Consider the following 23850-nt stretch of genomic DNA (forward strand, 5'->3'; position numbering starts at 1 on the left):
TCAGTTCCCTCGGCTCGTTACACCGATAAGGCAGACGGAGCATGGCCCGGCCGCGCTTTGTGCAGCGCCGACCGGGAACGAAATTAACGCGAATACAGTTCGACGATCAACGATTCGTTGATCTCGGCACCGAACTCGTCGCGGTCCGGCGTCTTCTTGAACACACCCTCGACTTTGTCAGCCGACACTTCCACCCAGGCGGGGAAGCCGATCTGCTTGGCCAGTTCCAGGGCTTCGATCACGCGGGCCTGCTTCTTGGACTTTTCACGCACGGCGATCACATCGCCGGCCTTGACCGAGTACGAAGGGATGTTCACCGGCTGGCCATTGACCGTGATGGCCTTGTGCGACACGATCTGGCGGGCTTCGGCGCGGGTCGAGGCAAAACCCATGCGAAACACCACGTTGTCCAGACGCGATTCCAGCAGGAACAGCAGGTTGGCACCCGTGTTGCCACGGCGGCGGTCGGCTTCGGCAAAGTAACGGCGGAACTGACGCTCCAGCACACCGTAGGTGCGCTTGACTTTCTGCTTCTCGCGCAGCTGCAGACCGAAGTCGGAGGTGCGCTGGCCAGAGGTGCGGCCGTGCTGGCCGGGCTTGGAGTCGAATTTGGCCTTGTCGCTGATGGAGCGGCGTGCGCTCTTGAGCAACAGGTCTGCGCCTTCACGGCGGGAAAGTTTGGCCTTGGGGCCGAGGTAACGTGCCACGTTGGTTTCCTTGTTGATGGTCTGCCGCAACCCACACCGAAAGGTGTCATTGCGGGAGCTTTTCCTGGGCAGGAAAAGCGGTGGGCTTAGCAAAAATGCCACCGCAGGTGACTGCGGTGGCGCTCAAAAAAGCTTTTGATTCTATCGCTTTCCTGGCCTCCGCCGTGGAGACCGGCGGCAGCGAAGGCTCAGATCCGGCGGCGCTTCTGGGGGCGGCAGCCGTTGTGCGGCACAGGCGTCACGTCGGAAATCGAGGTGATGCGGATGCCCAAGGCGCCGAGGGCGCGCACCGAAGATTCACGGCCAGGACCTGGACCCTTGATCTCGACGTCCAAGTTCTTGATGCCCTGCTCGATGGCAGCACGGCCGGCCACTTCCGATGCCACCTGGGCGGCGAAGGGGGTGGACTTGCGCGAGCCCTTGAAGCCTTGACCACCCGAAGACGCCCAGGACAACGCGTTGCCTTGGCGGTCGGTGATGGTGATGATGGTGTTGTTGAACGAAGCGTGCACGTGCGCGATGCCGTCCGCCACGTTCTTGCGGACCTTCTTGCGGACGCGGGCCGCTGCCGAACTGCTGGGAGCTTTAGCCATGATTTTCTTTCAACCGATTATTTCTTGAGCGACTGGGCGGCCTTGCGCGGACCCTTGCGCGTGCGAGCGTTGGTCTTGGTGCGCTGGCCACGCACCGGCAGACCACGGCGGTGACGGAAACCACGGTAGCAACCGATGTCCATCAAACGCTTGATGTTCATCGTGGTCTCGCGACGCAGGTCACCTTCGATCGTGTAGGCGCCGACCTGGTCACGAACCTTTTCCAGTTCAGCGTCGCTCAGATCCTTGATCTTCTTGGTGTACTCAATGCCACACGCTTCGCAGATCTTGCGAGCGCGCGTGCGACCGATACCGAAGATTGCCGTGAGGCCGATCTCGGCGTGCTTGTGAGGCGGAATGTTGATGCCTGCAATACGAGCCATGTTGGTTCCTCTGAACTTCCGAATCAGCCTTGACGCTGCTTGTGGCGCGGGTCGGTGCAGATGACTCGCACGACGCCCTTGCGCTTGATGATCTTACAGTTGCGGCACATTTTCTTGACCGACGCCGAAACTCTCATAGTCTTCTCCTAGATATTCCAAAACATTCAATGCCGACAGGTCACTTCGCCCGGAACACGATTCGTGCTCGAGTCAGGTCATAGGGGGTCAGTTCCACCTTGACCTTGTCGCCGGGAAGGATCCGGATGTAGTGCATCCGCATCTTGCCGGAGATGTGCCCGAGCACCACATGTCCGTTTTCCAGTTTGACCCGGAAGGTTGCGTTCGGGAGGTTCTCAACCACCTCCCCCTGCATTTCAATCACATCGTCTTTGGCCATACGACAGCGCCGACATCAGGATTTGAAGTTGGCCTTTTTCAACAGTGATTCGTACTGCTGGGACATCATGTAGTTCTGCACCTGGGCCATGAAGTCCATGGTGACCACCACGATGATCAGCAATGAGGTACCACCGAAGTAGAACGGCACGTTGTACTTCAGGATCAGAAATTCGGGCAGCAGACAGACCGCGGTGATATAGATGGCGCCAGCCAGCGTCAGCCTCAGCAGGATCTTGTCGATGTAGCGGGCGGTTTGATCCCCAGGACGGATCCCGGGGATGAAAGCGCCACTCTTCTTCAAGTTGTCGGCAGTCTCGCGGCTGTTGAACACGAGGGCCGTGTAGAAGAAGCAGAAGAAGACGATCGCGGCGGCGTACAAAGCCACATAGATCGGCTGGCCAGGCGACAGCGCCGAGGCGATGTCGCGCAACCAGCGGGTCGAATCACCGGTGCTGATCCAGCTCACCACCGTGGTCGGCAACAGGATGATCGACGACGCGAAGATCGGCGGAATCACACCAGCCATGTTCAGCTTGAGCGGCAGGTGCGACGACTGACCGCCGTACACCTTGTTGCCCACCTGACGGCGTGCGTAGTTCACGAGGATCTTGCGCTGACCGCGCTCGACGAACACCACGAAGTAGGTCACCAGAATCACCAGCGCGATGATGAACAGCGACACCAGGATGTTCATGGCGCCCGTGCGGACAAGCTCCAGCAGCCCGCCGATCGCATTGGGCAGCCCCGCTGCAATACCGGCAAAAATCAGAATCGAGATGCCATTGCCCAGTCCGCGCTCGGTGATCTGCTCACCCAGCCACATCAGGAACATGGTTCCCGCCACCAGACTCACCACCGCCGTGAGGCGGAATGCAAGTCCCGGATCGATCACGAGGCCCGCCTGCCCCTCCAGCGCCAAGGCGATGCCCATGGCTTGAAAGATGGCCAGCCCCAGCGTTCCGTACCGGGTGTAGGCAGTGATCTTGCGACGACCGGCCTCGCCCTCTTTCTTCAGCTGCTCGAAGGTCGGAACCACATAGGTCATCAGCTGCATGATGATCGATGCAGAGATGTACGGCATGATCCCCAGAGCGAACACCGTGAAGCGCGACAGCGCCCCGCCCGAGAACATGTTGAACAGGCTGAGGATGCCGCCCTGCTGCCCCTTGAACAGCTGTTCCAGCTGTGCAGGGTCGATCCCGGGCACAGGGATGTGTGCACCGATCCGGTAAACCACCAAGGCCAGCAACAGGAACACCAGCCGGCGACGCAGGTCGCCGAACTTGCCCGTTTTGGCCAGGGTCGTGGAGCCAGTAGCCACAGATTGCCTTTTGCTTGCGATCTGAATCAGGCCAGCGAGCCGCCAGCGGCCTCGATGGCAGCCTTGGCACCGGCGGTTGCACCGATGTCCTTGAGCTTGACGGCGCGGGTGATGTCACCGGTCTTGATGACCTTGACGCGCTTGGCCAGCTGGGACACCAGGCCCGCCTGCTTGAGCACCAGAAGATCGATCTCGGCAGCGTCCACCGTGTTCAGGTCGGCCAGCGTCACTTCGGCGTTGAACTGGAGCTGCGCCGACTTGAAGCCACGCTTGGGCAGGCGGCGCTGCAGCGGCATTTGACCGCCTTCGAAGCCGACCTTGTGGTAGCCACCGGAGCGAGACTTCTGACCTTTGTGGCCGCGACCGGCGGTCTTGCCCAGGCCAGAGCCGATGCCACGACCGACACGGCGCTTGGCGTGCTTGGCACCCGCTGCGGGTTGAATGGTGTTGAGTTCCATGACGAATGAGTCCTCTTCGGTCGGGCGCTTAGAGCACCTTCACCAGGTAGGCGATCTTGTTGATCATGCCGCGCACGGCGGGCGTGTCCTGCAGCTCGCTCACGCTGTTGAGCTTGCGCAGGCCCAAGCCACGCACGGTGTCGCGGTGAGATTGCTTGGTGCCGATCGGGCTGCGCACCAGTTGAACCTTGACGGTGTTTTGAGTGGTCATGATCGTTCCCTTCAGCCCAGGATCTCTTCCACCGACTTGCCGCGCTTGGCGGCCACGTCGGCGGGAGTCGTGGAATTCTTCAGAGCGTCCAGCGTGGCACGCACCAGGTTGTAGGGGTTGCTCGAGCCGTGGCTCTTGGCCACGACGTCGGTGATGCCGAGCACCTCGAACACGGCACGCATCGGGCCACCGGCGATGATGCCGGTACCTTTGGCAGCGGGCAGCATCATGACGTTGGAGGCGCCGTGCTCACCATGCACCGCGTGGTGCAGGGAACCGCTCTTGAGCGACACCTTGATCATGTTGCGGCGGGCCTGTTCCATGGCCTTTTGCACAGCCACGGGCACTTCGCGGGCCTTGCCCTTGCCCATGCCGACGCGACCATCGCCATCGCCGACCACGGTCAGTGCTGCGAAACCGAGGATGCGACCACCCTTGACCACCTTGGTCACGCGGTTGATCGCGATCATTTTCTCGCGCAGGCCGTCGTCGTTGCCTTCGTTCTTCACGTTTGCCTGAAATTTAGCCATTTTGTGTATCCCGTCTGATCAGAACTGCAGACCGGCTTCACGAGCCGCATCGGCGAGGGCCTTGACACGGCCGTGGTAGGCAAAACCGGAACGATCGAACGCCACTTTCTCGATGCCGGCGGCTTTGGCCTTCTCGGCAATGCGCTTGCCGATCAAGGCGGCAGCGGCGGCATTGCCACCCTTGCCCGCTGCGCCCAGCTGGGCGCGCACTTCGGCCTCGGCGGTCGAGGCGGAAGCCAGCACCTTGGCGCCGTCGCCGGAAATGACGTTGGCGTAGATGTGCAGGTTGGTGCGGTTCACGGTCAGGCGAACGGCGCCTTGCTGCGCAATGCGGATGCGCGTCTGACGGGCCCGACGGAGACGTTGCTCTTTTTTGGTCAACATGATCCTGGTCCTTATTTCTTCTTGGTTTCCTTGATCACGACCTTCTCATCCGCATAGCGGATGCCCTTGCCCTTGTAGGGCTCGGGCGGGCGCACGGCGCGCACTTCGGAAGCGATCTGGCCCACGCGCTGACGGTCAGCGCCCTTGATGACGACTTCGGTCGGTGTCGGGGTCTCGACCTTGATGCCGGCGGGCATTTCGATCTCGACCGGGTGCGAGTAACCGACGTTCAGGTTGAGCTTGGTGCCCTGGGCCTGGGCCTTGTAACCCACGCCGATCAGGGACAGCTTCTTCTCGAAGCCCTTGCTCACACCGGTCACCATGTTGTTCACCAGCTGACGCATGGTGCCGGACATGGCGTTGGCTTCGCGCGAGTCGTTCACAGGAGTGAACGACAGCGAACCAGCGTTGTTCTCGACCTTGACCAGCGCGTTCTGCGCCAGAGCCAGGGCACCGAGAGCACCCTTGACATTGATCAGGTCGTCCTTGACGGCCACTTCGACCCCTGCGGGGACGGAGACTGGCTGTTTACCAATACGCGACATTTCAGTTGCTCCTCAATGCCCGCATCAGGCGACGTAACACAGGACTTCACCACCGACACCGGTGGCGCGGGCCTTGCGATCGGTCATCACACCCTTGGGGGTGGTGACGATGGCAACACCCAGACCGTTCTGCACCTGGGGCAGCGCGTCGCGGCCACGGTAGATGCGCAGGCCGGGCTTGCTCACGCGCTCAATGCGCTCGATCACCGGACGGCCAGCGTAGTACTTCAGGGCGATCTCGAGCTCGCTCTTGCCGCCTTCGTTCTTCACCTGGAAGCCGTCGATGTAGCCCTCGTCCTTCAGGACCTGGGCGATGGCCGCCTTGACTTTGGACGCCGGCATCGACACGGTGGTCTTTTCAACCATCTGCGCGTTGCGGATGCGGGTCAACATGTCAGCGATAGGATCACTCATGCTCATTTGTGGTTCTCCTAGGGCTTACCAGCTGGCTTTGGTGATGCCGGGGATCTCACCGGCAAAGGCCATCTCGCGGACCTTGGCACGGGCCAGGCCGAAGTAGGCGAACGTGCCGCGCGGACGACCGGTGATCTCGCAGCGGTTGCGCTGGCGGGTCGGGTTGGCGTTGCGGGGCAGCTTCTGCAGCGCCAGACGGGCGGCATCGCGTGCTTCGTCGCTTTGCTTGGCATCGTTGGCGGTCGCCTTCAGTTCGGCGTATTTCTTGGCGAACTTGGCGGCGAGCTTCTCGCGCTTGAGTTCACGTTGGAGTAGTGCTTGTTTAGCCACGCGCCACCTCAGTTCTTGAACGGGAAACGGAAACCAGCCAGCAGTGCCTTGCACTCTTCGTCGGTCTTGGCGGTTGTCGTGATGCTGATGTTCAGGCCGCGCAGGGCATCGACCTTGTCGTACTCGATCTCGGGGAAGATGATCTGTTCTTTGACGCCGATGTTGTAGTTGCCACGGCCGTCGAAAGCCTTGCCAGAAATACCACGGAAGTCGCGCACACGCGGCAGGGCCACGGTGACGAAACGGTCCAGGAATTCGTACATGCGGGCGCCACGCAGGGTCACCATGCAACCGATGGGCTGCTGCTCGCGGATCTTGAAGCCGGCGATGGCCTTCTTGGCCTTGGTCACCACGGGCTTCTGACCAGCGATCTTGGTCAGGTCGCCCACGGCGTTGTCCATGATCTTCTTGTCGGCCACGGCCTCGCTCACACCCATGTTCAGGGTGATCTTGGTGATGCGGGGCACCTCCATCGGGGACTTGTAACCGAACTTCTGGGTCAGCTCGGGCGCAACCTTGTCGCGGTAGATTTCTTGAAAGCGTGTCATGGTCATGCCACCTTGATTTCTTCGCCGCTGGACTTGTAGACGCGCACCTTGTTGCCGTCGGCCAGCTGCTTGATGCCCACGCGGTCCGCCTTGCCCGTGGCACCATTGAAGATGGCCACATTGGACTGGTGGATGGACATGGTCTTTTCGACGATGCCGCCGGTCACACCCTTCATGGGGTTGGGCTTGGCGTGCTTCTTGACGATGTTGACGCCTTCAACGACCACACGGTCGTCGGAAGCGCGCTCAAGCACCTTGCCGCGCTTGCCCTTGTCGCGCCCGGCGATGACGATGACCTCGTCGCCCTTACGAATCTTGTTCATGGTGAATCCTCAGAGAACCTCGGGCGCCAGGGACACGATCTTCATGAACTTCTCGGTACGCAGTTCACGCGTGACCGGGCCGAAGATGCGGGTGCCGATCGGCTCCAGCTTGGCGTTGAGCAGCACGGCGGCATTGCCGTCGAATTTGATCAGGGCGCCATCCTGGCGACGGATGCCCTTGGCGGTGCGAACCACCACAGCGTTGTACACCTCGCCTTTTTTGACGCGGCCACGGGGCGCTGCTTCCTTGATGCTGACTTTGATGACATCGCCCACGCTGGCGTAGCGGCGCTTGGAGCCGCCCAGCACCTTGATGCACATCACGGACTTGGCGCCCGTGTTGTCAGCAACATCGAGTCGAGATTGCGTTTGGATCATTTGATTTAAGTCCCAACTTGAATCCTTCTGGCCACCACGGCTGGAAGTGATCAGTCTTGGGCCCGTCGTAGCCAACCACCCCAAGGAGTGGCCCGCGTCGCTGGGCAGAAAGCTTCGCCTTTTAAAGCGAAGCCGCAGATTATTGCACCGGCGGGCCAGCCTGTCAACTGTCCGTCGACACGACCGGTTTCACACCGCCGGCATCTCGGGCAGATAGCGGGCGCACAGCGCCTCGAACGCGCCCAGCGCCGGCTGTTGACAGCCCTCCTCCGCCAGGATCTCCGCCACGCGGGGGCCCATCGTGGCGGCAGCGCGCGCGTCCAGGAACAAGGCGCGCCACCGACGGGCCAGCACATCCTCGACGGTGTGTGCATACTCACTTCTTACCGCGTACCGCACCATGGCTTCGGTCAGACCCAGGCCCAAGGATTGGTCGGCACCGGGGCAGGCACGCACCTCGTCGGCGTGCATCCCGTACAAGTGAAGGCCCGGCCCGGCATGCAGCGGCACCACCGACTGCCCGCCGGCGGGGGCTCCGTCCAGCGCATGGCGCTCGGTCTGCCCCCCGGACCGGCGAGGCAGCAACCCCGCCGCGAAGCAACGCTCCATGACGTCGTCCGCCATGGCGCGGTAGGTGGTCCATTTGCCGCCGGTGACCGTCAGCAGCCCGCTGGATTCGACCACGATGGTGTGTTCCCTGGACAGCACCTTGGTCCCGCCACCGTCGTCTTTGGGCGGCGCCACCAGAGGGCGCAGCCCGACCCAGACGCTGCGGATGTCCTTGCGTTGCACGGGGCGGCGCAGCACGTGGGCCGCTTCACCCAGGATGAAGTCCAGCTCTTCGGCAAAGGGTTGCGGCTCGCGCGGCAGGTCCTGGCGCGGGGTGTCGGTGGTGCCCAGCACCAGCTTGCCCAGCCAGGGCACGGCAAAGAGGACGCGGCCGTCGCGCGTCTTGGGCACCAGCAAGGCATGGTGCCCGCCCATGAAGTCGCGGTCCACCACCACATGCACCCCCTGGCTGGGGCTGACCATGCGGTCCGATCCCGCGCTGCCCGGCGTCCCGGCGCGCGCCCGCAGCGCGTCGACCCAGACCCCGGTGGCGTTGATCACGCACCCCGCCTCGACCCGGCGGATGTCCTCGGACAGGCGGTCACGGACGGTCACGGAAAAAGTCTGTCCCTGGCGCTCCAGCGCCTCTACCTCCGCGTAATTGAACAGATGCGCGCCGGCGTTCTGCGCGGTTCGGGCCAGCGCCAGCGCCAGACGCGCATCGTCGAACTGGCCGTCCCAGTACTGCACGCCGCCCTTGAGCCCTTCGGCATTGACGCCAGGCAGGGCCGCCAGCGTCTGGGCCCGGCTGAGGAATTCCGTGCGCCCCAGGCCGGCGCGGCCCGCCATCAGGTCGTACAGCTTGAGCCCGGCCCCGTAAAAGGGTGTCTGCCACCAGGCGTAGGAGGGCATCACGAACGGCAGCGGCTGCGCAAGGTGCGGCGCGATGCGCAGCACGGTGGCCCGTTCCGCCAGCGCCTCCCGCACCAGGGCCACATTGCCCTGTGCGAGATAGCGCACGCCGCCATGCAGCAGCTTGGTGGAGCGCGACGAAGTGCCGCCCGCGAAGTCGTGTGACTCGAACAGGGCGACGGAGAAACCGCGCAGCGCCGCGTCCAGCGCCACACCCAGGCCGGTGGCGCCCCCACCCACCACCACCAGGTCGAACCGGGGTTGACGGGCCAGGGACTGAAGGCGTTCTGCGGGATTCATGAATCAGGGAATGGCCGCACACACTCGCGGCGGGGGTGTGTGCGGAGGTTTCACATCAGACGAAAAGACAACAACCGGTCAGCGGACCTTGCCGGCCTTCCAGGCGTCCAGCAGGGTCTGGTAGTTGATGGTTTCGCCCTTCGGCTTCTCATTGGCCAGCTTCTTCCACGGCGCCGACTTGTCGGAGAGCCACTTGTCGGCGCTTTCCTTCTTGTTCAGCTTGGGCGGGCACTGGGCCATGCCGGCGCGCTCCAGGCGGGCCAGCACGTCGTCCATCTCCTTGGCCAGGTTGTCCATCGCACCCTGCGGGGTCTTCTCGCCCGTGACGGCCTGCGCCACGTTCTTCCACCACAGCTGGGCCAGCTTGGGGTAGTCGGGCACGTTGGTGCCGGTGGGGGACCAGGCCACGCGGGCCGGGCTGCGGTAGAACTCCACCAGACCACCGAGCTTGGGCGCCATGTCGGTCATGGCCTTGCTCTGGATGTCGGACTCGCGGATGGGGGTCAGGCCGACGATGGTCTTCTTCAGCGAGGTGGTCTTGGCGGTCACGAACTGGGCGTAGAGCCAGGCGGCGGCGGTCTTGTTGGCGTCGTGGTCCTTGAAGAAGGTCCAGCTGCCCACGTCCTGGTAGCCGTTCTGCATGCCCTGCTTCCAGTACGGACCGTTCGGGCCGGGGGCCATGCGCCACTTCGGCGTGCCGTCGGCGTTGACGACCGGCAGGCCTTTCTTGGTCATGTCGGCGGTGAAGGCCGTGTACCAGAAGATCTGCTGCGCGATCTGGCCCTGGGCTGGCACCGGGCCGGCTTCGCCGAAGGTCATGCCGGTGGCCTCCTTGGGCGCGTACTTCTTCATCCAGTCGACGTACTTGGTCAGCGCGTAGACGGCCGCCGGCGAGTTGGTGGCGCCGCCGCGCTCGACCGAGGCGCCCACCGGCGTGCACTTGTCGGCCGCGACGCGGATGCCCCATTCGTCGATCGGCAGGCCGTTGGGCGCGCCGATGTCGGCAGTGCCGGCCATGGACAGCCAGGCGTCGGTGAAGCGCCAGCCCAGCGACGGGTCCTTCTTGCCGTAGTCCATGTGGCCGTAGATCGCCTTGCCGTCGATGGTCTTGACGTCGTTCGTGAAGAACTCGGCGATGTCCTCGTAGGCGCTCCAGTTCAGCGGCACGCCCAGGTCGTAGCCGTACTTGGCCTTGAACTTGTCCTTGAGGTCCTTGCGCTCGAACAGGTCGGCGCGGAACCAGTACAGGTTGGCGAACTGCTGGTCGGGCAGCTGGTACAGCTTGCCGTCGGGTGCGGTGGTGAACTTGGTGCCGATGAAGTCCTTGATGTCGATGCCGGGGTTGGTCCACTCCTTGCCCGCGCCGCCCATGTAGTCGGTCAGGTTCAGCACCTTGCCGTAGCGGTAGTGGGTACCGATCAGGTCGGAGTCGCTGATCCAGCCGTCGTAGATGCTCTTGCCCGACTGCATCGAGGTCTGCAGCTTCTCGACCACGTCGCCTTCCTGGATCAGGTCGTGCTTGACCTTGATGCCGGTGATTTCCTCGAAGGCCTTGGCCAGGGTCTTGGACTCGTACTCGTGGGTGGTGATGGTCTCGGAGACCACCGAGATCTCCTTCACGCCCTTGGCCTGCAGCTTCTTGGCAGCGTCGATGAACCACTTCATCTCGGCCAGCTGCTGGTCCTTGCTGAGCGTGGACGGCTGGAACTCGCTGTCGACCCACTTCTTGGCGGCGGCCTCGTCGGCCCAGGCCGCGTGGCTGCCCAGGGCGCAGATCGCGGCCAGCGCGAGCGCGTTGTATCGCAATTTCATCGTGTCTCCTTCTCTCGGGTTGATGTGAACGCTGCCCCACATGGCTCTGGGTGACCACGGCCCCGGGGCAGCGCCGGGCCGTATTCCCTCGAATCGGTTCAGCCTTTGCGCATCACCAGCACCAGGGTCAGCATGGACAGCACGAAGCTGATCCACACGCTGGGCGGCTCGTCCAGCGCCATCAGCTCGGCCATCCACTCGGCCGCGCCTACGAAGACCAGGTTGATGTAGGCCGCCAGCAGCAGGCCGATGAAGAGCCGGTCGCCGCGCGTGGTGGCCATCGGAAGAAAGCCCTTGCGCAAGGTGGTGGGAGAGCGAACCTCCCACACGGTCATGCCGATCAGCATCAGCACGATGCAGGTAAAAAAGACGGCCACCGGCGTGGTCCATGCCATCCACTCGAACATCACACCCTCCCCATGGCAAAGCCCTTGGCAATGTAGTGCCGAACGAACCAGATCACGATCGCCCCCGGCACGATGGTCAGCACCCCTGCGGCGGCCAGCGTCGCCCAGTCCATGCCGCTGGCACTGACGGTGCGCGTCATGGTGGCGACGATGGGCTTGGCGTTGACGCTGGTCAGCGTGCGCGCCATCAGCAGCTCAACCCAGCTGAACATGAAGCAGAAGAACGCCGCTACACCCACGCCGGCCTTGATCAGCGGCAGGAAGATGGTGATGAAGAAGCGCGGGAAGCTGTAGCCGTCGATGTAGGCGGTCTCGTCGATCTCGCGCGGGATGCCCGACATGAAGCCTTCGAGAATCCACACCGCCAGCGGCACGTTGAACAGCAGGTGCGCCAGCGCCACCGCGATGTGCGTGTCCATCAGCCCCACCGTGGTGTAGAGCTGGAAGAAGGGCAGCAGAAACACGGCCGGCGGCGTCATGCGGTTGGTCAGCAGCCAGAAGAACACGTGCTTGTCGCCCAGGAAGCTGTAGCGACTGAAGGCGTAGGCCGCCGGCAGCGCCACGGTCAGCGAGATCACGGTGTTGATGCAGACGTAGATCAGGCTGTTGATGTAGCCCGAGTACCAGCTCTCGTCGGTGAAGATCAGCTTGTAGTTGTCCCAGGTGAAGGACTGCGGCCAGAGGCTGAAGCTGCTGAGGATCTCCTGGTTGGTCTTGAAGCTCATGTTGACCATCCAGTAGATGGGCAGCAGTGCGAAGACCAGGTAGGCGATCAGGAACAGGGATCGCTTGTGAAAACGCCGTTCATGCATGGCCGGCTCCTTCCTTCTCGGCCTGGCCGAGGCTTTGCATCCAGTTGTAGAGCACGAAGCAGAACAGCAGGATGATGAGGAAATAGATCAGGGAGAACGCGGCGGCCGGACCGAGGTCGAACTGGCCGACCGCCTTCTGCGTGAGGTACTGGCTCAGGAAGGTGGTGGCGTTGCCCGGGCCGCCGCCGGTGAGCACGAAGGGCTCGGTGTAGATCATGAAAGAGTCCATGAAGCGCAGCAGCACCGCGATCATCAGCACGCCGCGCATCTTGGGCAGCTGGATGTAGCGGAACACGGCCAGCTTGCTGGCGCCGTCGATGCGCGCGGCCTGGTAGTACGCGTCGGGAATGCTGCGCAGGCCGGCGTAGGCCAGCAGCGCGACCAGCGGCGTCCAGTGCCACACGTCCATCAACAGCACCGTCAGCCAGGCGTGGGTGGCGTCGCCGGTGTAGCTGTATTCGATGCCCAGCTGTTCCAGCGTGTGGCCGAGCAGACCGATGTCGGCGCGGCCGAAGATCTGCCAGATGGTGCCGACCACGTTCCACGGAATCAGCAGCGACAGCGCGACGATCACCAGCGTGGCCGAGGCTTTCCAGCCCTGGGCCGGCATGGCCTGCGCCAGCGCGATGCCCAGCGGAATCTCCACCGCCAGCACGGCCATGGAGAACTTCATCTGGTTCCACAGCGCGGCGTGCAGGTCCTCGTCGCGCATCACCTGCGCGAACCATTCGGTGCCGACGAAAACGCGGCGCTCGGGCGAGATGATGTCCTGCACCGAGTAGTTCACCACCGTCATCAGCGGCAGGATGGCCGAGAAGGCCACGCAGATGAAGACGGGCAGGATCAGGAACCAGGCTTTCTGGTTGACGGGTTTGGTCGTGGTGCTCATGCAACGAGCTCCTCGTTCTTGTAGAAGCAGGTGTGTTCACCCAGGACCCGGGCACCGACCTGGTCGCCCACCGCGGGCAGCGCGGCGTCCGGTGCCAGACGGGCCTTGAGCGTCTGGCCCGCTGCGTCCAGCGTGACCAGGAAGTAGGTGCCGATGTCCTGCACCTTCTGCACCGTGGCGGGCAGCGAGTCCGCGGCACCGGCGGGCGCCAGCGCCAGGTACTCGGGGCGGATGCCCAGGCGAAGCGCGCCCTCGGGCAGCGCCTGCGGCGCCGCCAGTTGCTGGCCGCCGAGCCGCAGCTGTCCGCCCGCGGCCTGCGCCTCCAGGAAGTTCATGCCCGGCGAGCCGATGAAGTGACCGACGAAGGTGTGCGCGGGCCGCTCGAACAGCGCGTCGGGCGTGCCCAGCTGCACCACCTTGCCACGCGTCATCACCACCACCTGGTCGGCGAAGGTCAGCGCCTCCACCTGGTCGTGGGTGACGTAGATCAGCGTGAGTTTGAGCTCGTGGTGGATCTGCTTGAGCTTGCGCCGCAGCTGCCACTTCAGGTGCGGGTCGATCACCGTGAGTGGCTCGTCGAACAGCACCGCCGACACGTCGGGCCGCACCAGGCCGCGGCCGAGCGAGATCTTCTGCTTCTGGTCGGCCGAAAGGCCGGCTGCGCGCATGTCCAGCTGGTGGCTCATCTCCAGCATCTCGGCGATCTGGCCGACGCGGGTCTTGATCTGCTGCGCCGGCACCTGGCGGTTCTTCAGCGGAAAGGCCAGGTTCTCGGCCACGGTCATGGTGTCGTAGATGACCGGGAACTGGAACACCTGGGCGATGTTGCGCTCCTGCGGCGTGGCGCGCGTCATGTCCTTGCCGTCGAACGTCACCGAGCCGTGCGAGGGCACCAGCAGGCCCGACATGATGTTGAGCATGGTGGTCTTGCCGCAGCCCGAGGGGCCGAGCAGCGCATAGGCGCCACCATCCTCGAAGCTCATCTTCAGCGGCAGCAGCGCGTAGTCGCTGTCTTCCTTCGGGTTCGGGCGGTACGAGTGGGCGAGGTCGAGGTGAATGCGGGCCATCTCAGACTCCCTTCGCGCGTTGCGGCGCCACCAGCAGGTCGCCGGATTGGTCGAAGGCGTAGACCTGCGCCGGGTTCACGTGCAGCGTGATCGCGCTGCCCAGGGAGAGCTCATGCACGCCGGTGAGCTGGGCCACGATCTCGCCGACCGCGGTGTGCACGTGCACAAAGGTGTCGGAGCCCGAGATTTCGGCCAGCTCGACCTGACCGGCCAAGGCCACATCGCCCGGACGCGGCGCCACGCGCACCGCGCTGGCGCGCACGCCCAGCGTCAGCGCACGGGAGGCGTGTTGCGGCAGATCCACCGCCAGCAGCGGACCACCCCGCAGCTGCACGCCGACCTCGGCCACCTCGGCCGCCAGCAGGTTCATCGGCGGGTCGCTGAAGGCGCGCGCCACGCGCAGCGACTTCGGCCGGTGGAACACCTCGGCCGTGGGGCCGTACTGCAGCAGCTCGCCCTGGTCGAGCACCGCCGTGTAGCCACCCAGCAGCAGCGCTTCACCCGGCTCGGTGGTGGCGTAGACCACGGTGGAGTCGCCGGCGGCGAACAGCTGGGTCAGTTCTTCGCGCAGCTCCTCGCGCAGCTTGTAGTCCAGGTTCACCAGCGGTTCGTCCAGCAGCATCAGGGGCGCGTTCTTGGCCAGCGCGCGCGCCAGCGCCACACGCTGCTGCTGCCCGCCCGAGAGTTCGGCCGGCAGGCGGTCGAGGAACACCTCGATGTGCAGCCGCGCCGCCAGCTCGCGCACGCGCCGGTCGATCTCGGCCCGCGGCCGGCCACCGAGCTTGAGCGGCGAGGCGATGTTGTCGAACACTGTCATCGACGGGTAGTTGATGAACTGCTGGTAGACCATGGCGACGTTGCGCTCGCGCACCGGTGTGCCCGTGACGTCGCGCCCGTCCACGAGCACACGGCCCGAGGTCGGCACGTCCAGACCGGCCATGAGGCGCATCAGGCTGGTCTTGCCCGCCTGCGTCGCACCCAGCAGCACCGTGACGGCATCCGGTGCCGGACTCAGACTCATGGGGTGGAGGTGGACCGAAGGCCCGACCGTCTTGCCCACCTGCTCCAGGGATAACTGCATTCGATGTCCAGAAAGGGGCCCGCGGGCCTGTTGTTTTATTTTCGTTTCGCCGATTCTATTGTTCGTTTTTGTTCTTCTTGATTCGGTACTTACCCTTAACGGCCTCATATCCTTTTCCGTTATGTTCGGAGCACCGATGTTCCCGACCGCACGCTGTTCATGAACCTGGCTCCCCGACACACCCACCTGCTGGACGTGGTGCGCACCCATGGCCCGCAGACCATCGAAGCCTTGGCCGAACGTTTCGGCGTCACCCTGCAGACCGTGCGCCGCGACGTGCAGCGCCTGGCCGAAGCCGGCCTGCTCTCGCGCTTCCATGGTGGCGTGCGCCTGCCCGGCTCCACCACCGAAAACATCGCCTACCGGCAGCGCCAGGCCATGGAGTCCGACGCCAAGACCCGCATCGCCCGGGCCATCGCCCAGCGCGTGCCCAACGGCTGCTCGCTGATCCTGAACATCGGCACCACCATCGAGGCCGTGGCGCGCGAGCTGATGCAGCACCAGGGCCTGCGCGTCATCACCAACAACCTGCATGTGGCCGCCCTGCTGAGCGCCAACCCCAGCTGCGAAGTGATCGTGGCCGGTGGTCAGGTGCGCGGTGCCGACCAGGGCATCGTCGGCGAGGCCACGGTGGATTTCATGCGCCAGTTCAAGGTCGACATCGGCCTGATCGGCATCAGCGGCATCGAGGCCGACGGCACGCTGCGCGACTTCGACTACCGCGAAGTGAAGGTCGCGCGCACCATCATTGGCCAGTCGCGCGAGGTCTGGCTGGCGGCCGACCACAGCAAGTTCAACCGCCCGGCGATGGTGGAGCTGGCGCGGCTGGACGAGGTGGACGTGGTGTTCACCGACGAGCCGCCCCCGCCGCCCTTCGATGCCCTGCTGACGCAAGGCGATGTGGAGTGCGTGGTGGCCGGCCGCGACGCCGCCTGATTCATTCGAGCCCCCCAAGAGACGAGACATCCCATGAGCTATCTGCTGGCCCTGGACCAGGGCACCTCCAGTTCGCGCAGCATCGTGTTCGACCGCGACGGCCATGTCGTCGCGATGGTGCAGCGCGAGTTCCGCCAGATCTACCCGCAGCCGGGCTGGGTCGAACACGATCCGCGCGACCTCTGGACCACACAGCTGGAGACGGCGCGCGAGGCGCTGGCCAAGGCCGGCCTTAAAGCGGCCGACATCCGCGCGGTGGGCATCACCAACCAGCGCGAGACCACCGTGGTGTGGAACCGCAAGACCGGCGAGCCGGTCTACAACGCCATCGTCTGGCAGGACCGCCGCGCGGAGAGCACCTGTGCCGCGCTGCGCGAACGCGGCCTGTCCGAGCCGGTGCTGCAGAAGACCGGCCTGCGCATCGACGCCTATTTCTCGGGCACCAAGCTGCAGTGGATCCTGGACCACGTGCCCGGCGCGCGCGCCCAGGCCGAAGCCGGCGAGCTGGCCTTCGGCACGGTGGACAGCTGGCTGATCTGGCAACTCACCGGCGGCGCGGCCCACGTGACCGACCACAGCAACGCCGCCCGCACCATGCTGTTCAACGTGCACAACCAGCGCTGGGACGAGGAACTGCTGGCGGCCATGACGATTCCCGCGGCCATGATGCCCACCGCCCTGCCCTCCAGCGCACATTTCGGCGAGGTGCGCGCCGAATGGCTGGGCGGCCCGCTGGTGATTGGCGGCGTGGCCGGCGACCAGCAGAGCGCGCTGTTCGGCCAGGCCTGCTTCAGCGCCGGCATGGCCAAGAACACCTACGGCACCGGCTGCTTCATGCTGATGCACAACGGCGAACGCTTCCAGACCAGCCAGAACGGCCTGATCACCACCGCCGCCGCGCAGCCGCCGGGCCAACCGCAGTACGCGTTCGAGGGCAGCGTGTTCATCGGCGGCGCCGTGGTGCAGTGGTTGCGCGACGGCCTGCGTGCGATCCCATCCAGCAGCGAGGTGCAGGCGCTGGCCGAGAGCGTGCCCGACGCCGGCGGTGTGATCATGGTGCCGGCCTTCACCGGCCTGGGCGCGCCCTACTGGCAGCCCGAGAGCCGCGGCGCCATCGTCGGCCTCACGCGCGGCAGCACCATCGCCCACATCGCACGCGCCGCGCTGGAGAGCATCGCCTTCCAGAGCGCGGCCCTGCTCGACGCCATGAGCCGCGACGCGGTCGCCAGCGGCGGCGTGCCGGTGGCCGAGCTGCGCGTGGACGGCGGCGCCTGCGTCAACGACCTGCTGATGCAGATCCAGGCCGACCTGCTGGGCATCCCGGTGGTGCGGCCGGCCGTGATCGAGACCACCGCGCTGGGCGCCGCCTACCTCGCGGGCCTGCAGTGCGGGGTCTACGCCGGACTCGACGAACTCTCGAAACAGTGGCGCGCCGAGCGGGTGTTCCATCCGACGCTCTCACGCGAGCGCGCCGCCGAAAAGATGGCCGAGTGGGAGCACGCGGTCAGGCAGACGACAGCGCCCTGAGCACCGGGGGCGGCGACAATTCCGGCATGAACATGTCCACTCATCCCCTCATCACCTTCATCGGCGGCGGCAACATGGCCAGCGCCATCATCGGCGGCCTGGTCCGCCAGGGCCACCCCGCCAGCGCCCTGCAGGTGGTCGAGCCCTGGGACGAGCAGCGCGCGAAGCTGGCGCAACAGTTCCCCGGCATGGCCGTGCTGTCCGCTGCCAGCGCGGAGCTGAGGCCCTCGGATCTCGTGGTCTGGGCCGTCAAGCCGCAGACTTTCAAGGACGCCGCCGCCGCGGCCCGCGCCCATGTCGAAGGTGCGCTGCACCTGAGCGTGGCCGCCGGCATCACCAGCGAGAGCATCGCCGCCTGGCTGGGCAGCGAGCGCATCGTGCGCGCTATGCCCAACACCCCCGCCCTGGTCGGCCTGGGCATGACCGGCCTGATGGCGCGCGCCGCCGTCAAGGCCGACGACAAGGCCCTGGTCGAGCGCGTGGTGCGCACGACGGGCGAACTGGTCTGGGTGAACGTCGAAGCCGATCTGGACGCCGTGACCGCACTCTCGGGCTCCGGCCCGGCCTATGTGTTCTATTTCCTCGAAGCCATGCGCGACGCGGGCGCCCGCATGGGACTGGCGCCCGAGGTGGCCTACCAGCTGGCTGTGGGCACGTTCGTCGGCGCGGCCACCCTGGCCCAGCGCTCGGACGACCCGCCGCAGCTGCTGCGCGAGCGGGTCACCTCCAAGGGCGGCACGACCTACGCGGCCATCACGTCGATGGAAGGATCGGACATGAAGGCACTGTTCGAGAAGGCGCTGGTCGCCGCGCAGACCCGTGCGGCCGAACTGGGTCGGGAATTCGGGAAATAGTCTTGGATGCAGTGCGCTCTGCTCCGCAGCTGTCCCCCGGCGGCCGGAGCCGCCTCCTCCTTGATGCCGCTGCGCAGAGCACACCGCATCCGCGAGTGGGATTGGCGGGCGAAGACCGGAATCGACCCGTAGCAGGCATATGGCAGACGTCCGTGAAACAGCCATCCCGGTCGCAGCGATCAGTAACGAATTGGAGTTCAACCGTGAAAGCCAACGCAGACTGGCAATGTGATCGTCTGGTCTGACTGGTATCACGGTGATTTGTCTCGGACTTGGTCGGGGTTGTCGAATCTGATATATCTGCTCCCCGACCGGTCAGCGTGAGCCAACTGGTTGATTTCAATAACTTTTCGCAAGTTTCAATCTACTTTTTTAACGGCAGCGACTGTGGGCATTCGGTGCTTTGCCGGTTCTAATCAAAGTTAGGCATCACCGATCACCATGACCCATTCATCCTTGAGCGCCGAGCGCCGAGACCGGCTATTCCGTGCAATCGGAGAGACCGTCGTCACGTTTCAGGTAGTAGAACTGTGGGTTGCTGAGGCGCTGACTGGACTTCTTCAGATGAAAGTCCTTGAAGATCGTCATGTCGTCCTGGCCGCGCGATGAGCTACAAGCAGAAAGTTGATTTGCTCTGCGAGCTCTTTCCACGGCGGGCCAAGCACCACTACGGTGTACCAATTTCGGTGGCGCGAGCAGCACTCTACGCGGCAGAGGAGTACCGGAACAAGATTGTCCATTCCGTCTGGTCCGCGGAGCGAGAAAGAGGATGGATTCGGTCGAAGGGCTCTCTCAGGAGCAAGAGCGGTTTTTCCCTTGTCGACGAGGCCGTGAATATTCGGGGAATGGAAGCAGGAGTGGTGGCGCTTAGGATGGTTCAACACTGGGAAATGCTGACCGAGAAGCGGCTGCGGCACGCCACAAAATTCCTGAAGAGTCGTGTGCAAGATGCCTAACCACTCGAGCCAACTCGCGTCGGCAGGGCCGCCGCTCGCGGCTCAGCTTCAACGTTGGACGTCTGATTCCGCAGCTGAAGGGCGACCCACGGGAACGGTGTGCCCTGCGCAGCGGCATAAAGGAGGAGGCGGCTCCAGCCGCCGGGGGACAGCCGCGGAGCAGGGCACGGCGCCTCCGTGGGCCGAAGAAGCGCCGCGACTGAAACGCATCGCACGTCACACCAACCCGAGCACCACACCCACAAACACCGTGAACCCCAGCCAGTGGTTCAGGCGGAAGGCCTTGAAGCAGCCTTCGCGGGTGCGGTCCTTGATGAGCCGCCAGTGCCAGACGACCTGGGCCAGCGCCACCACCAGCATCGCGCCCCAGACCAGCGGATTCACCAGACCCCAGAGCACGGCGGTCCAGACGCCCAGGAACACGAGGTAGAACGCGATGATCGCCGGAACGTCGGCGTCGCCCAGCGTGATGGCCGAGGTCTTCATGCCGATCTTCAGGTCGTCGTCGCGGTCCACCATGGCGTATTCGGTGTCGTAGGCCAGCACCCAGAACAGGTTGCCCGCCATCAGCGCCCAGGCTTGCCAGGGCACGGCCTCGGTCACGGCGGCGAACGCCATCGGAATGCCGAAGCTGAAGGCCACGCCCAGCACCGCCTGCGGCATGGACACATGGCGTTTGGCGTAGGGGTAGATCAGCGAGAGCACCAGACCGAGCACCGACCAGGCAATGGTCGCGGTGTTGGTGGTCAGCACCAGCAGGAAGGCCACGAAGGCCAGCACGCCGCCCACCGCCAGCGCCTCCTTCACGCCCACCCGCCCGCTGGTCACGGGCCGCTGCGCGGTGCGCTTGACGTGTTTGTCGAACTCGCGGTCGGCCACGTCGTTGACGCAGCAGCCCGCGCTGCGCATCAGGATGGTGCCCAGCACGAACACCACCAGCAAATGCCAGCCCGGAAAACCCTGGGCCGCAATCCACAGCGCCGACAGCGAGGGCCAGAGCAGCAGCAGCCAGCCGGCGGGCCGGTTCCAGCGGATCAGGTCGAGGTAGAGCGCCAGCTTGGACGGGCGCGATTCGGGCAACACGGAGGTACTCATGACAAACGATGGACGCCCGGCAGCTCGCAGGCGTAGATGGCGTTGCGCAGTTCGGCGATGGCTTCGTAGCGGGTGAAGCTGCGCCGCCAGGCCAGCACCACGCGCCGCGTCGGCGGGTCGCCGTCGAACGGCAGGTAGTGCACGAAGGCGGCATCGCCCATGTCCTGCGAGTGGTCGGCCGAACCGTCGAGCGCCGAACGGGGCACCGACAGGCGCGGCACCAGGGTCACGCCCATGCCGGCCGCCACCATGTGCTTGATGGTCTCCAGCGAGGAGCCTTCGAAGCTCTTGCGGATGCCTTCGGTGTCGCTGGAGAAGCGCGCGAACTCGGGACAGACCTCCAGCACATGGTCGCGGAAACAGTGGCCGGTGCCCAGCAGCAGCATGGTCTCGTTCTTGATTTCGTCGGTGGTGATGGCCTTGCGCTTGGCCAGCGGGTGGCTGGCCGGCACGGCGGCCATGAAGGGCTCGTCGTAGAGCGGCGCGATGGCGAGGTTGGTGTCCGGGAAGGGCTCGGCCAGGATGGCGCAGTCGATCTCGCCCAGGCGCAGCTGCTCCAGCAGCTTGACGGTGAAGTTCTCCTGCAGCATCAGCGGCATTTGCGGCGTGCGCTCGATCACCTGACGCACCAGCGCCGGCAGGATGTAGGGGCCGATGGTGTAGATCACACCCAGCTTGAGCGGGCCGGCCAGCGGGTCTTTGCCGCGCTTGGCGATCTCCTTGATCGCGGCGGCCTGCTCCAGCACGGTCTGCGCCTGCCGCACGATCTGCTCGCCCAGCGGCGTGACCGCGATCTCGCTGGCATTGCGCTCGAAGATCTTGAGCTCCAGCTCCTCCTCGAGCTTCTTGATCGCCACGGACAGCGTGGGCTGCGACACGAAACAGGCCTCGGCGGCCTTGCCGAAGTGCTTCTCGCGCGCCACGGCCACGATGTATTTCAGTTCCGTCAATGTCATGCCGCTATTTTGCGCCCGACATCGATAGCAAATCCGTTCAGGCCTTCAGGTACTCGGCCTTTGTCCCGAGCCAGCGGCCCACATGCCGCTCGGCCGCTTCCGGGAAGCGGGTGAGCATCTCGGCCGCCGCCGCGCGCGCCCATTCCAGCAGGTGGGTGTCGGTCGCCAGGTCGGCGAAGCGCAGCAATGGCGCACCGGACTGGCGCGCTCCCAGGAACTCTCCCGGTCCACGGATTTCTAGGTCGCGCCGGGCGATCTCGAAACCGTCGTTGGTCTCGGCCATGGCCTTGAGGCGCTCGCGGGCGGTTTCGCCCAGCCGACCGCCTTCGTTGGGTGTGTAGAGCAGCACGCAGGCCGAGGCGGCCGCCCCGCGCCCCACCCGCCCACGCAGCTGGTGCAGCTGGCTCAGGCCGAAGCGCTCGGCGTGCTCAATCACCATCAGCGAGGCATTGGGCACGTCCACCCCCACCTCGATCACGGTGGTCGAGACCAGCACGCCCATGTGGCCGCCGCTGAACAGACTCATCACCGCCTTCTTCTCGGCCACCGGCATGCGCGAGTGCAGCAGGCCGACGAGCACGCCCGGCAGCAGCTGACTCAATTCCGCATGGGTTTCCGTGGCGTTCGACAGATCGATGGCCTCGCTTTCTTCGATCAGCGGGCAGACCCAGTAAACCTGCCGGCCCTCGGTCACCTGGGCGTGGATGCGCTCGATCACCTCGTGGCGGCGGCTGTCGGACACCACCTTGGTCACGATGGGCGTGCGGCCCGGCGGCAGCTCGTCGATGGTCGAGACATCCAGGTCGGCGTAGTAGCTCATCGCAAGGGTGCGCGGAATGGGCGTGGCCGACATCATGAGCAGGTGCGGTTCCCCGGCCCCCAGCTCGGCGCCCCCCATCTTGCTGCGCAGCGCCAGCCGCTGCGCCACACCGAAGCGGTGCTGCTCGTCGATGATGGCCAGCGCGAGGTTTTTGAACTGCACCTGGTCCTGGATCACGGCGTGCGTGCCGACCACCAGCGCCGCCTCACCGCTGGCGATGAGTTCGAGCATCTCGCTGCGCTGCTTTTTCTTCTGGCTGCCGGTGAGCCAGGCCACGCGCTTGCCCAGGGGTTCGAGCAGCGGTTCCAGCCAGCCGATCAGCTTGGCGAAATGCTGTTCGGCCAGGATCTCGGTCGGCGCCATCAGTGCGCACTGCCAGCCGCTGTCGATGGCGATCGCGGCGGCGAGCGCGGCCACCACGGTCTTGCCCGAGCCCACGTCGCCCTGCAGCAGGCGGTGCATGGGCACCTGGCGATGCAGGTCGCGCGCGATCTCTTCGCCCACGCGGCGCTGGGCGGCGGTCAGCGCAAACGGCAGGGCCGCCAGCAACTGTTCGTGCAGGCCACCAGGCGCCGTCTGCAGCGCTGGCGCACGCAGCGCGTCGCGCTCGCGCTTGGCCTGCAGCTGCGAGAGCTGCTGCGCCAGCAGCTCCTCGGCCTTGAGCCGTTGCCAAGCCGGGTGGCTGCGGTCTTCCAGCGCGGCGAGCGACACGTCCGGTCCCGGGTGGTGCAGGTATTCCAGCGCCTGGCGCAGCGACATCAGCGGCGCACGCAACCCCCGCAGCGTGTCCTGCAGCGAGGTCAGCACCGGCTGCGGCAGGGTTTCGCTGAGTTCGGCGCGCTTGAGGCCCGACACCACGGCCTTGCGCAGATAAGCCTGCGGCAGCTGGGCGCTGGTGGGGTAGACGGGGGTCAGCGCCTCGGGCAGTTCCCCGCCGGCCGCGTGGAAGGCCGGGTGCATCATGGTCTTGCCCATGAAGCCGCCCCGCACCTCGCCGCGCACGCGCACCCGCGCGCCGACCGCCAGGGTCTTCTGGTGCGAGGGGTAGAAGCTGAAGAAGCGCAGGGTGCAGGTGTCGCTGCCGTCGTCCAGTGTCACCAGCAGCTGGCGGCGCGGCCGGTACTGGATGTCCTGCTTCGTCACCACGCCCTCGACTTGCACCACCTCGCCGTCGCGCGCGTCGTGCAGGGTGACGATGCGGGTCTCGTCTTCGTAGCGCAGCGGCAGGTGCAGCGCCAGGTCGATGTCGCGCACCAGGCCGAGCTTGTGCATGGCTTTCTGCGGAGCAGAGAGTTCCTTGCGCGGTACGGTGGACGGTGCGTCGGGCATGGGAGAATTCTGCCTGTATTTCCA

31 protein-coding genes are annotated in these 23850 nt (G+C 65.2%); 5 read left to right on the forward strand and 26 right to left on the reverse strand.

All coding sequences use genetic code 11. The features are described from left to right. Positions 1 to 83: 83 nt before the first annotated feature. The 23 genes from rpsD to RCO38_RS12680 all read right to left on the reverse strand — a co-directional run bounded on the left by rpsD (position 84) and on the right by RCO38_RS12680 (position 15353). Positions 84 to 707, reverse strand: a complete 624-nt coding sequence (rpsD, locus tag RCO38_RS12570) for a 30S ribosomal protein S4 (protein WP_308328655.1) — start codon at positions 705 to 707, stop codon at positions 84 to 86. 188 nt (positions 708 to 895) lie between these two features. Continuing rightward, the gene (gene rpsK, locus RCO38_RS12575; RefSeq protein WP_308328656.1) at positions 896 to 1300 is read right to left on the reverse strand and encodes a 30S ribosomal protein S11; all 405 of its coding nucleotides are present in this window, start codon (positions 1298 to 1300) and stop codon (positions 896 to 898) included. A 17-nt stretch (positions 1301 to 1317) separates the two neighbouring features. Next, a complete protein-coding gene (rpsM, locus tag RCO38_RS12580; RefSeq protein ID WP_308328657.1) occupies positions 1318 to 1683 on the reverse strand; it encodes a 30S ribosomal protein S13 in 366 nt (121 codons plus the stop codon). A gap of 23 nt (positions 1684 to 1706) precedes the next feature. Further along, positions 1707 to 1820: a 50S ribosomal protein L36 gene (gene rpmJ / locus RCO38_RS12585; protein ID WP_066157211.1), complete on the reverse strand. Its 114-nt coding sequence runs from the start codon at positions 1818 to 1820 to the stop codon at positions 1707 to 1709. A gap of 41 nt (positions 1821 to 1861) precedes the next feature. Then, the gene (gene infA / locus RCO38_RS12590; protein WP_009514918.1) at positions 1862 to 2080 is read right to left on the reverse strand and encodes a translation initiation factor IF-1; all 219 of its coding nucleotides are present in this window, start codon (positions 2078 to 2080) and stop codon (positions 1862 to 1864) included. 15 nt (positions 2081 to 2095) lie between these two features. Next, entirely contained in the window at positions 2096 to 3403 is a 1308-nt protein-coding gene (gene secY / locus RCO38_RS12595) for a preprotein translocase subunit SecY (protein ID WP_308328659.1), read from the reverse strand. A gap of 26 nt (positions 3404 to 3429) precedes the next feature. Further along, positions 3430 to 3861: a 50S ribosomal protein L15 gene (gene rplO, locus RCO38_RS12600; protein WP_308328660.1), complete on the reverse strand. Its 432-nt coding sequence runs from the start codon at positions 3859 to 3861 to the stop codon at positions 3430 to 3432. Positions 3862 to 3889: 28 nt separating this feature from the next. After that, positions 3890 to 4072, reverse strand: a complete 183-nt coding sequence (rpmD, locus tag RCO38_RS12605) for a 50S ribosomal protein L30 (protein ID WP_066157720.1) — start codon at positions 4070 to 4072, stop codon at positions 3890 to 3892. An 11-nt stretch (positions 4073 to 4083) separates the two neighbouring features. Beyond that, on the reverse strand, positions 4084 to 4602 hold the full coding sequence (gene rpsE, locus RCO38_RS12610) for a 30S ribosomal protein S5 (RefSeq protein ID WP_066157220.1): 519 nt from the start codon (positions 4600 to 4602) through the stop codon (positions 4084 to 4086). A gap of 18 nt (positions 4603 to 4620) precedes the next feature. Beyond that, positions 4621 to 4986: a 50S ribosomal protein L18 gene (rplR, locus tag RCO38_RS12615; RefSeq protein ID WP_066253441.1), complete on the reverse strand. Its 366-nt coding sequence runs from the start codon at positions 4984 to 4986 to the stop codon at positions 4621 to 4623. 11 nt (positions 4987 to 4997) lie between these two features. Beyond that, positions 4998 to 5531 carry a 50S ribosomal protein L6 gene (gene rplF / locus RCO38_RS12620; protein WP_308328661.1) on the reverse strand — a complete coding sequence of 178 codons (534 nt, stop codon included), beginning with the start codon at positions 5529 to 5531 and terminating at the stop codon, positions 4998 to 5000. Between the two features lie 24 nt (positions 5532 to 5555). Next, positions 5556 to 5951, reverse strand: coding sequence for a 30S ribosomal protein S8 (gene rpsH / locus RCO38_RS12625; protein WP_308328662.1), 396 nt, complete (start codon positions 5949 to 5951; stop codon positions 5556 to 5558). A gap of 18 nt (positions 5952 to 5969) precedes the next feature. Beyond that, a complete protein-coding gene (rpsN, locus tag RCO38_RS12630) occupies positions 5970 to 6275 on the reverse strand; it encodes a 30S ribosomal protein S14 (protein ID WP_066157231.1) in 306 nt (101 codons plus the stop codon). Between the two features lie 8 nt (positions 6276 to 6283). Next, a complete protein-coding gene (gene rplE / locus RCO38_RS12635; RefSeq protein WP_308328663.1) occupies positions 6284 to 6823 on the reverse strand; it encodes a 50S ribosomal protein L5 in 540 nt (179 codons plus the stop codon). Positions 6824 to 6825: 2 nt separating this feature from the next. Then, on the reverse strand, positions 6826 to 7146 hold the full coding sequence (gene rplX, locus RCO38_RS12640; RefSeq protein ID WP_066157232.1) for a 50S ribosomal protein L24: 321 nt from the start codon (positions 7144 to 7146) through the stop codon (positions 6826 to 6828). Between the two features lie 9 nt (positions 7147 to 7155). Then, positions 7156 to 7524, reverse strand: coding sequence for a 50S ribosomal protein L14 (rplN, locus tag RCO38_RS12645; protein WP_009514936.1), 369 nt, complete (start codon positions 7522 to 7524; stop codon positions 7156 to 7158). Positions 7525 to 7713: 189 nt separating this feature from the next. Then, positions 7714 to 9285, reverse strand: a complete 1572-nt coding sequence (locus RCO38_RS12650) for a glycerol-3-phosphate dehydrogenase/oxidase (RefSeq protein WP_308328664.1) — start codon at positions 9283 to 9285, stop codon at positions 7714 to 7716. 78 nt (positions 9286 to 9363) lie between these two features. Then, complete coding sequence (locus RCO38_RS12655) at positions 9364 to 11097, reverse strand: ABC transporter substrate-binding protein (RefSeq protein WP_308328665.1); 1734 nt, start codon at positions 11095 to 11097, stop codon at positions 9364 to 9366. A 98-nt stretch (positions 11098 to 11195) separates the two neighbouring features. Next, positions 11196 to 11504 (reverse strand): DUF2160 domain-containing protein, encoded by a 309-nt coding sequence (locus RCO38_RS12660; RefSeq protein ID WP_308328666.1) that lies wholly within the window; start codon positions 11502 to 11504, stop codon positions 11196 to 11198. Beyond that, positions 11504 to 12316 carry a carbohydrate ABC transporter permease gene (locus RCO38_RS12665; protein ID WP_308328667.1) on the reverse strand — a complete coding sequence of 271 codons (813 nt, stop codon included), beginning with the start codon at positions 12314 to 12316 and terminating at the stop codon, positions 11504 to 11506. Before RCO38_RS12665 ends, RCO38_RS12660 begins: the two co-directional genes overlap by 1 nt. Further along, positions 12309 to 13205: a carbohydrate ABC transporter permease gene (locus RCO38_RS12670; protein WP_308328668.1), complete on the reverse strand. Its 897-nt coding sequence runs from the start codon at positions 13203 to 13205 to the stop codon at positions 12309 to 12311. Before RCO38_RS12670 ends, RCO38_RS12665 begins: the two co-directional genes overlap by 8 nt. After that, positions 13202 to 14272, reverse strand: a complete 1071-nt coding sequence (locus RCO38_RS12675) for an ABC transporter ATP-binding protein (protein ID WP_308328669.1) — start codon at positions 14270 to 14272, stop codon at positions 13202 to 13204. The genes RCO38_RS12670 and RCO38_RS12675 overlap by 4 nt, the downstream gene beginning before the upstream one ends. Position 14273: 1 nt before the next feature. Then, a complete protein-coding gene (locus tag RCO38_RS12680; protein ID WP_308328670.1) occupies positions 14274 to 15353 on the reverse strand; it encodes an ABC transporter ATP-binding protein in 1080 nt (359 codons plus the stop codon). Between the two features lie 159 nt (positions 15354 to 15512). Between RCO38_RS12680 and RCO38_RS12685 the strand changes: the two genes are divergently transcribed. The 5 genes from RCO38_RS12685 (at position 15513) to RCO38_RS12705 (ending at position 19626) form a co-directional block, all read left to right on the forward strand. Further along, positions 15513 to 16289, forward strand: coding sequence for a DeoR/GlpR family DNA-binding transcription regulator (locus RCO38_RS12685; RefSeq protein WP_308328671.1), 777 nt, complete (start codon positions 15513 to 15515; stop codon positions 16287 to 16289). 33 nt (positions 16290 to 16322) lie between these two features. Then, positions 16323 to 17816 carry a glycerol kinase GlpK gene (gene glpK / locus RCO38_RS12690; RefSeq protein ID WP_308328672.1) on the forward strand — a complete coding sequence of 498 codons (1494 nt, stop codon included), beginning with the start codon at positions 16323 to 16325 and terminating at the stop codon, positions 17814 to 17816. A gap of 26 nt (positions 17817 to 17842) precedes the next feature. Beyond that, positions 17843 to 18670 carry a pyrroline-5-carboxylate reductase gene (gene proC / locus RCO38_RS12695; RefSeq protein WP_308328673.1) on the forward strand — a complete coding sequence of 276 codons (828 nt, stop codon included), beginning with the start codon at positions 17843 to 17845 and terminating at the stop codon, positions 18668 to 18670. Positions 18671 to 19111: 441 nt separating this feature from the next. Further along, complete coding sequence (locus RCO38_RS12700) at positions 19112 to 19279, forward strand: hypothetical protein (protein WP_308328674.1); 168 nt, start codon at positions 19112 to 19114, stop codon at positions 19277 to 19279. Beyond that, on the forward strand, positions 19276 to 19626 hold the full coding sequence (locus tag RCO38_RS12705) for a hypothetical protein (RefSeq protein WP_308328675.1): 351 nt from the start codon (positions 19276 to 19278) through the stop codon (positions 19624 to 19626). The genes RCO38_RS12700 and RCO38_RS12705 overlap by 4 nt, the downstream gene beginning before the upstream one ends. A gap of 216 nt (positions 19627 to 19842) precedes the next feature. Here the strand turns inward: RCO38_RS12705 and ubiA are convergent, their stop codons facing one another. Genes ubiA through recG form a run of 3 tightly spaced genes read right to left on the reverse strand, consistent with a single transcriptional unit; the run spans position 19843 to position 23826 of the window. Further along, positions 19843 to 20721 (reverse strand): 4-hydroxybenzoate octaprenyltransferase, encoded by an 879-nt coding sequence (gene ubiA / locus RCO38_RS12710; protein WP_308328676.1) that lies wholly within the window; start codon positions 20719 to 20721, stop codon positions 19843 to 19845. Beyond that, complete coding sequence (locus tag RCO38_RS12715) at positions 20718 to 21677, reverse strand: hydrogen peroxide-inducible genes activator (protein ID WP_308328677.1); 960 nt, start codon at positions 21675 to 21677, stop codon at positions 20718 to 20720. Before RCO38_RS12715 ends, ubiA begins: the two co-directional genes overlap by 4 nt. Before the next feature lie 37 nt (positions 21678 to 21714). Continuing rightward, positions 21715 to 23826: an ATP-dependent DNA helicase RecG gene (gene recG / locus RCO38_RS12720; protein ID WP_308328678.1), complete on the reverse strand. Its 2112-nt coding sequence runs from the start codon at positions 23824 to 23826 to the stop codon at positions 21715 to 21717. Positions 23827 to 23850: the final 24 nt, after the last annotated feature.

It is taken from the genome of Hydrogenophaga pseudoflava (assembly GCF_031020795.1).
GTDB lineage: Bacteria > Pseudomonadota > Gammaproteobacteria > Burkholderiales > Burkholderiaceae_C > Hydrogenophaga > Hydrogenophaga pseudoflava_A.

Excerpts from the sequence above, each read along its gene's own strand:
- rplE (WP_308328663.1), bottom strand. The coding sequence starts at position 6,823 with ATGACACGCTTTCAAGAAATCTACCGCGACAAGGTTGCGCCCGAGCTG.
- rpsK (WP_308328656.1), bottom strand. The coding sequence starts at position 1,300 with ATGGCTAAAGCTCCCAGCAGTTCGGCAGCGGCCCGCGTCCGCAAGAAG.
- rpmJ (WP_066157211.1), bottom strand. The coding sequence starts at position 1,820 with ATGAGAGTTTCGGCGTCGGTCAAGAAAATGTGCCGCAACTGTAAGATC.
- RCO38_RS12670 (WP_308328668.1), bottom strand. The coding sequence starts at position 13,205 with ATGAGCACCACGACCAAACCCGTCAACCAGAAAGCCTGGTTCCTGATC.
- rplF (WP_308328661.1), bottom strand. The coding sequence starts at position 5,531 with ATGTCGCGTATTGGTAAACAGCCAGTCTCCGTCCCCGCAGGGGTCGAA.
- rplO (WP_308328660.1), bottom strand. The coding sequence starts at position 3,861 with ATGGAACTCAACACCATTCAACCCGCAGCGGGTGCCAAGCACGCCAAG.
- rpsM (WP_308328657.1), bottom strand. The coding sequence starts at position 1,683 with ATGGCTCGTATTGCAGGCATCAACATTCCGCCTCACAAGCACGCCGAG.
- RCO38_RS12650 (WP_308328664.1), bottom strand. The coding sequence starts at position 9,285 with ATGAATCCCGCAGAACGCCTTCAGTCCCTGGCCCGTCAACCCCGGTTC.
- proC (WP_308328673.1), top strand. The coding sequence starts at position 17,843 with ATGAACATGTCCACTCATCCCCTCATCACCTTCATCGGCGGCGGCAAC.
- recG (WP_308328678.1), bottom strand. The coding sequence starts at position 23,826 with ATGCCCGACGCACCGTCCACCGTACCGCGCAAGGAACTCTCTGCTCCG.
- RCO38_RS12705 (WP_308328675.1), top strand. The coding sequence starts at position 19,276 with ATGAGCTACAAGCAGAAAGTTGATTTGCTCTGCGAGCTCTTTCCACGG.
- glpK (WP_308328672.1), top strand. The coding sequence starts at position 16,323 with ATGAGCTATCTGCTGGCCCTGGACCAGGGCACCTCCAGTTCGCGCAGC.
- RCO38_RS12675 (WP_308328669.1), bottom strand. The coding sequence starts at position 14,272 with ATGGCCCGCATTCACCTCGACCTCGCCCACTCGTACCGCCCGAACCCG.
- rpsE (WP_066157220.1), bottom strand. The coding sequence starts at position 4,602 with ATGGCTAAATTTCAGGCAAACGTGAAGAACGAAGGCAACGACGACGGC.
- RCO38_RS12685 (WP_308328671.1), top strand. The coding sequence starts at position 15,513 with ATGAACCTGGCTCCCCGACACACCCACCTGCTGGACGTGGTGCGCACC.
- RCO38_RS12715 (WP_308328677.1), bottom strand. The coding sequence starts at position 21,677 with ATGACATTGACGGAACTGAAATACATCGTGGCCGTGGCGCGCGAGAAG.
- rplX (WP_066157232.1), bottom strand. The coding sequence starts at position 7,146 with ATGAACAAGATTCGTAAGGGCGACGAGGTCATCGTCATCGCCGGGCGC.
- RCO38_RS12665 (WP_308328667.1), bottom strand. The coding sequence starts at position 12,316 with ATGCATGAACGGCGTTTTCACAAGCGATCCCTGTTCCTGATCGCCTAC.
- rplR (WP_066253441.1), bottom strand. The coding sequence starts at position 4,986 with ATGTTGACCAAAAAAGAGCAACGTCTCCGTCGGGCCCGTCAGACGCGC.
- rplN (WP_009514936.1), bottom strand. The coding sequence starts at position 7,524 with ATGATCCAAACGCAATCTCGACTCGATGTTGCTGACAACACGGGCGCC.
- RCO38_RS12700 (WP_308328674.1), top strand. The coding sequence starts at position 19,112 with ATGACCCATTCATCCTTGAGCGCCGAGCGCCGAGACCGGCTATTCCGT.
- ubiA (WP_308328676.1), bottom strand. The coding sequence starts at position 20,721 with ATGAGTACCTCCGTGTTGCCCGAATCGCGCCCGTCCAAGCTGGCGCTC.
- RCO38_RS12655 (WP_308328665.1), bottom strand. The coding sequence starts at position 11,097 with ATGAAATTGCGATACAACGCGCTCGCGCTGGCCGCGATCTGCGCCCTG.
- RCO38_RS12660 (WP_308328666.1), bottom strand. The coding sequence starts at position 11,504 with ATGTTCGAGTGGATGGCATGGACCACGCCGGTGGCCGTCTTTTTTACC.
- rpsH (WP_308328662.1), bottom strand. The coding sequence starts at position 5,951 with ATGAGCATGAGTGATCCTATCGCTGACATGTTGACCCGCATCCGCAAC.
- rpmD (WP_066157720.1), bottom strand. The coding sequence starts at position 4,072 with ATGACCACTCAAAACACCGTCAAGGTTCAACTGGTGCGCAGCCCGATC.
- infA (WP_009514918.1), bottom strand. The coding sequence starts at position 2,080 with ATGGCCAAAGACGATGTGATTGAAATGCAGGGGGAGGTGGTTGAGAAC.
- RCO38_RS12680 (WP_308328670.1), bottom strand. The coding sequence starts at position 15,353 with ATGCAGTTATCCCTGGAGCAGGTGGGCAAGACGGTCGGGCCTTCGGTC.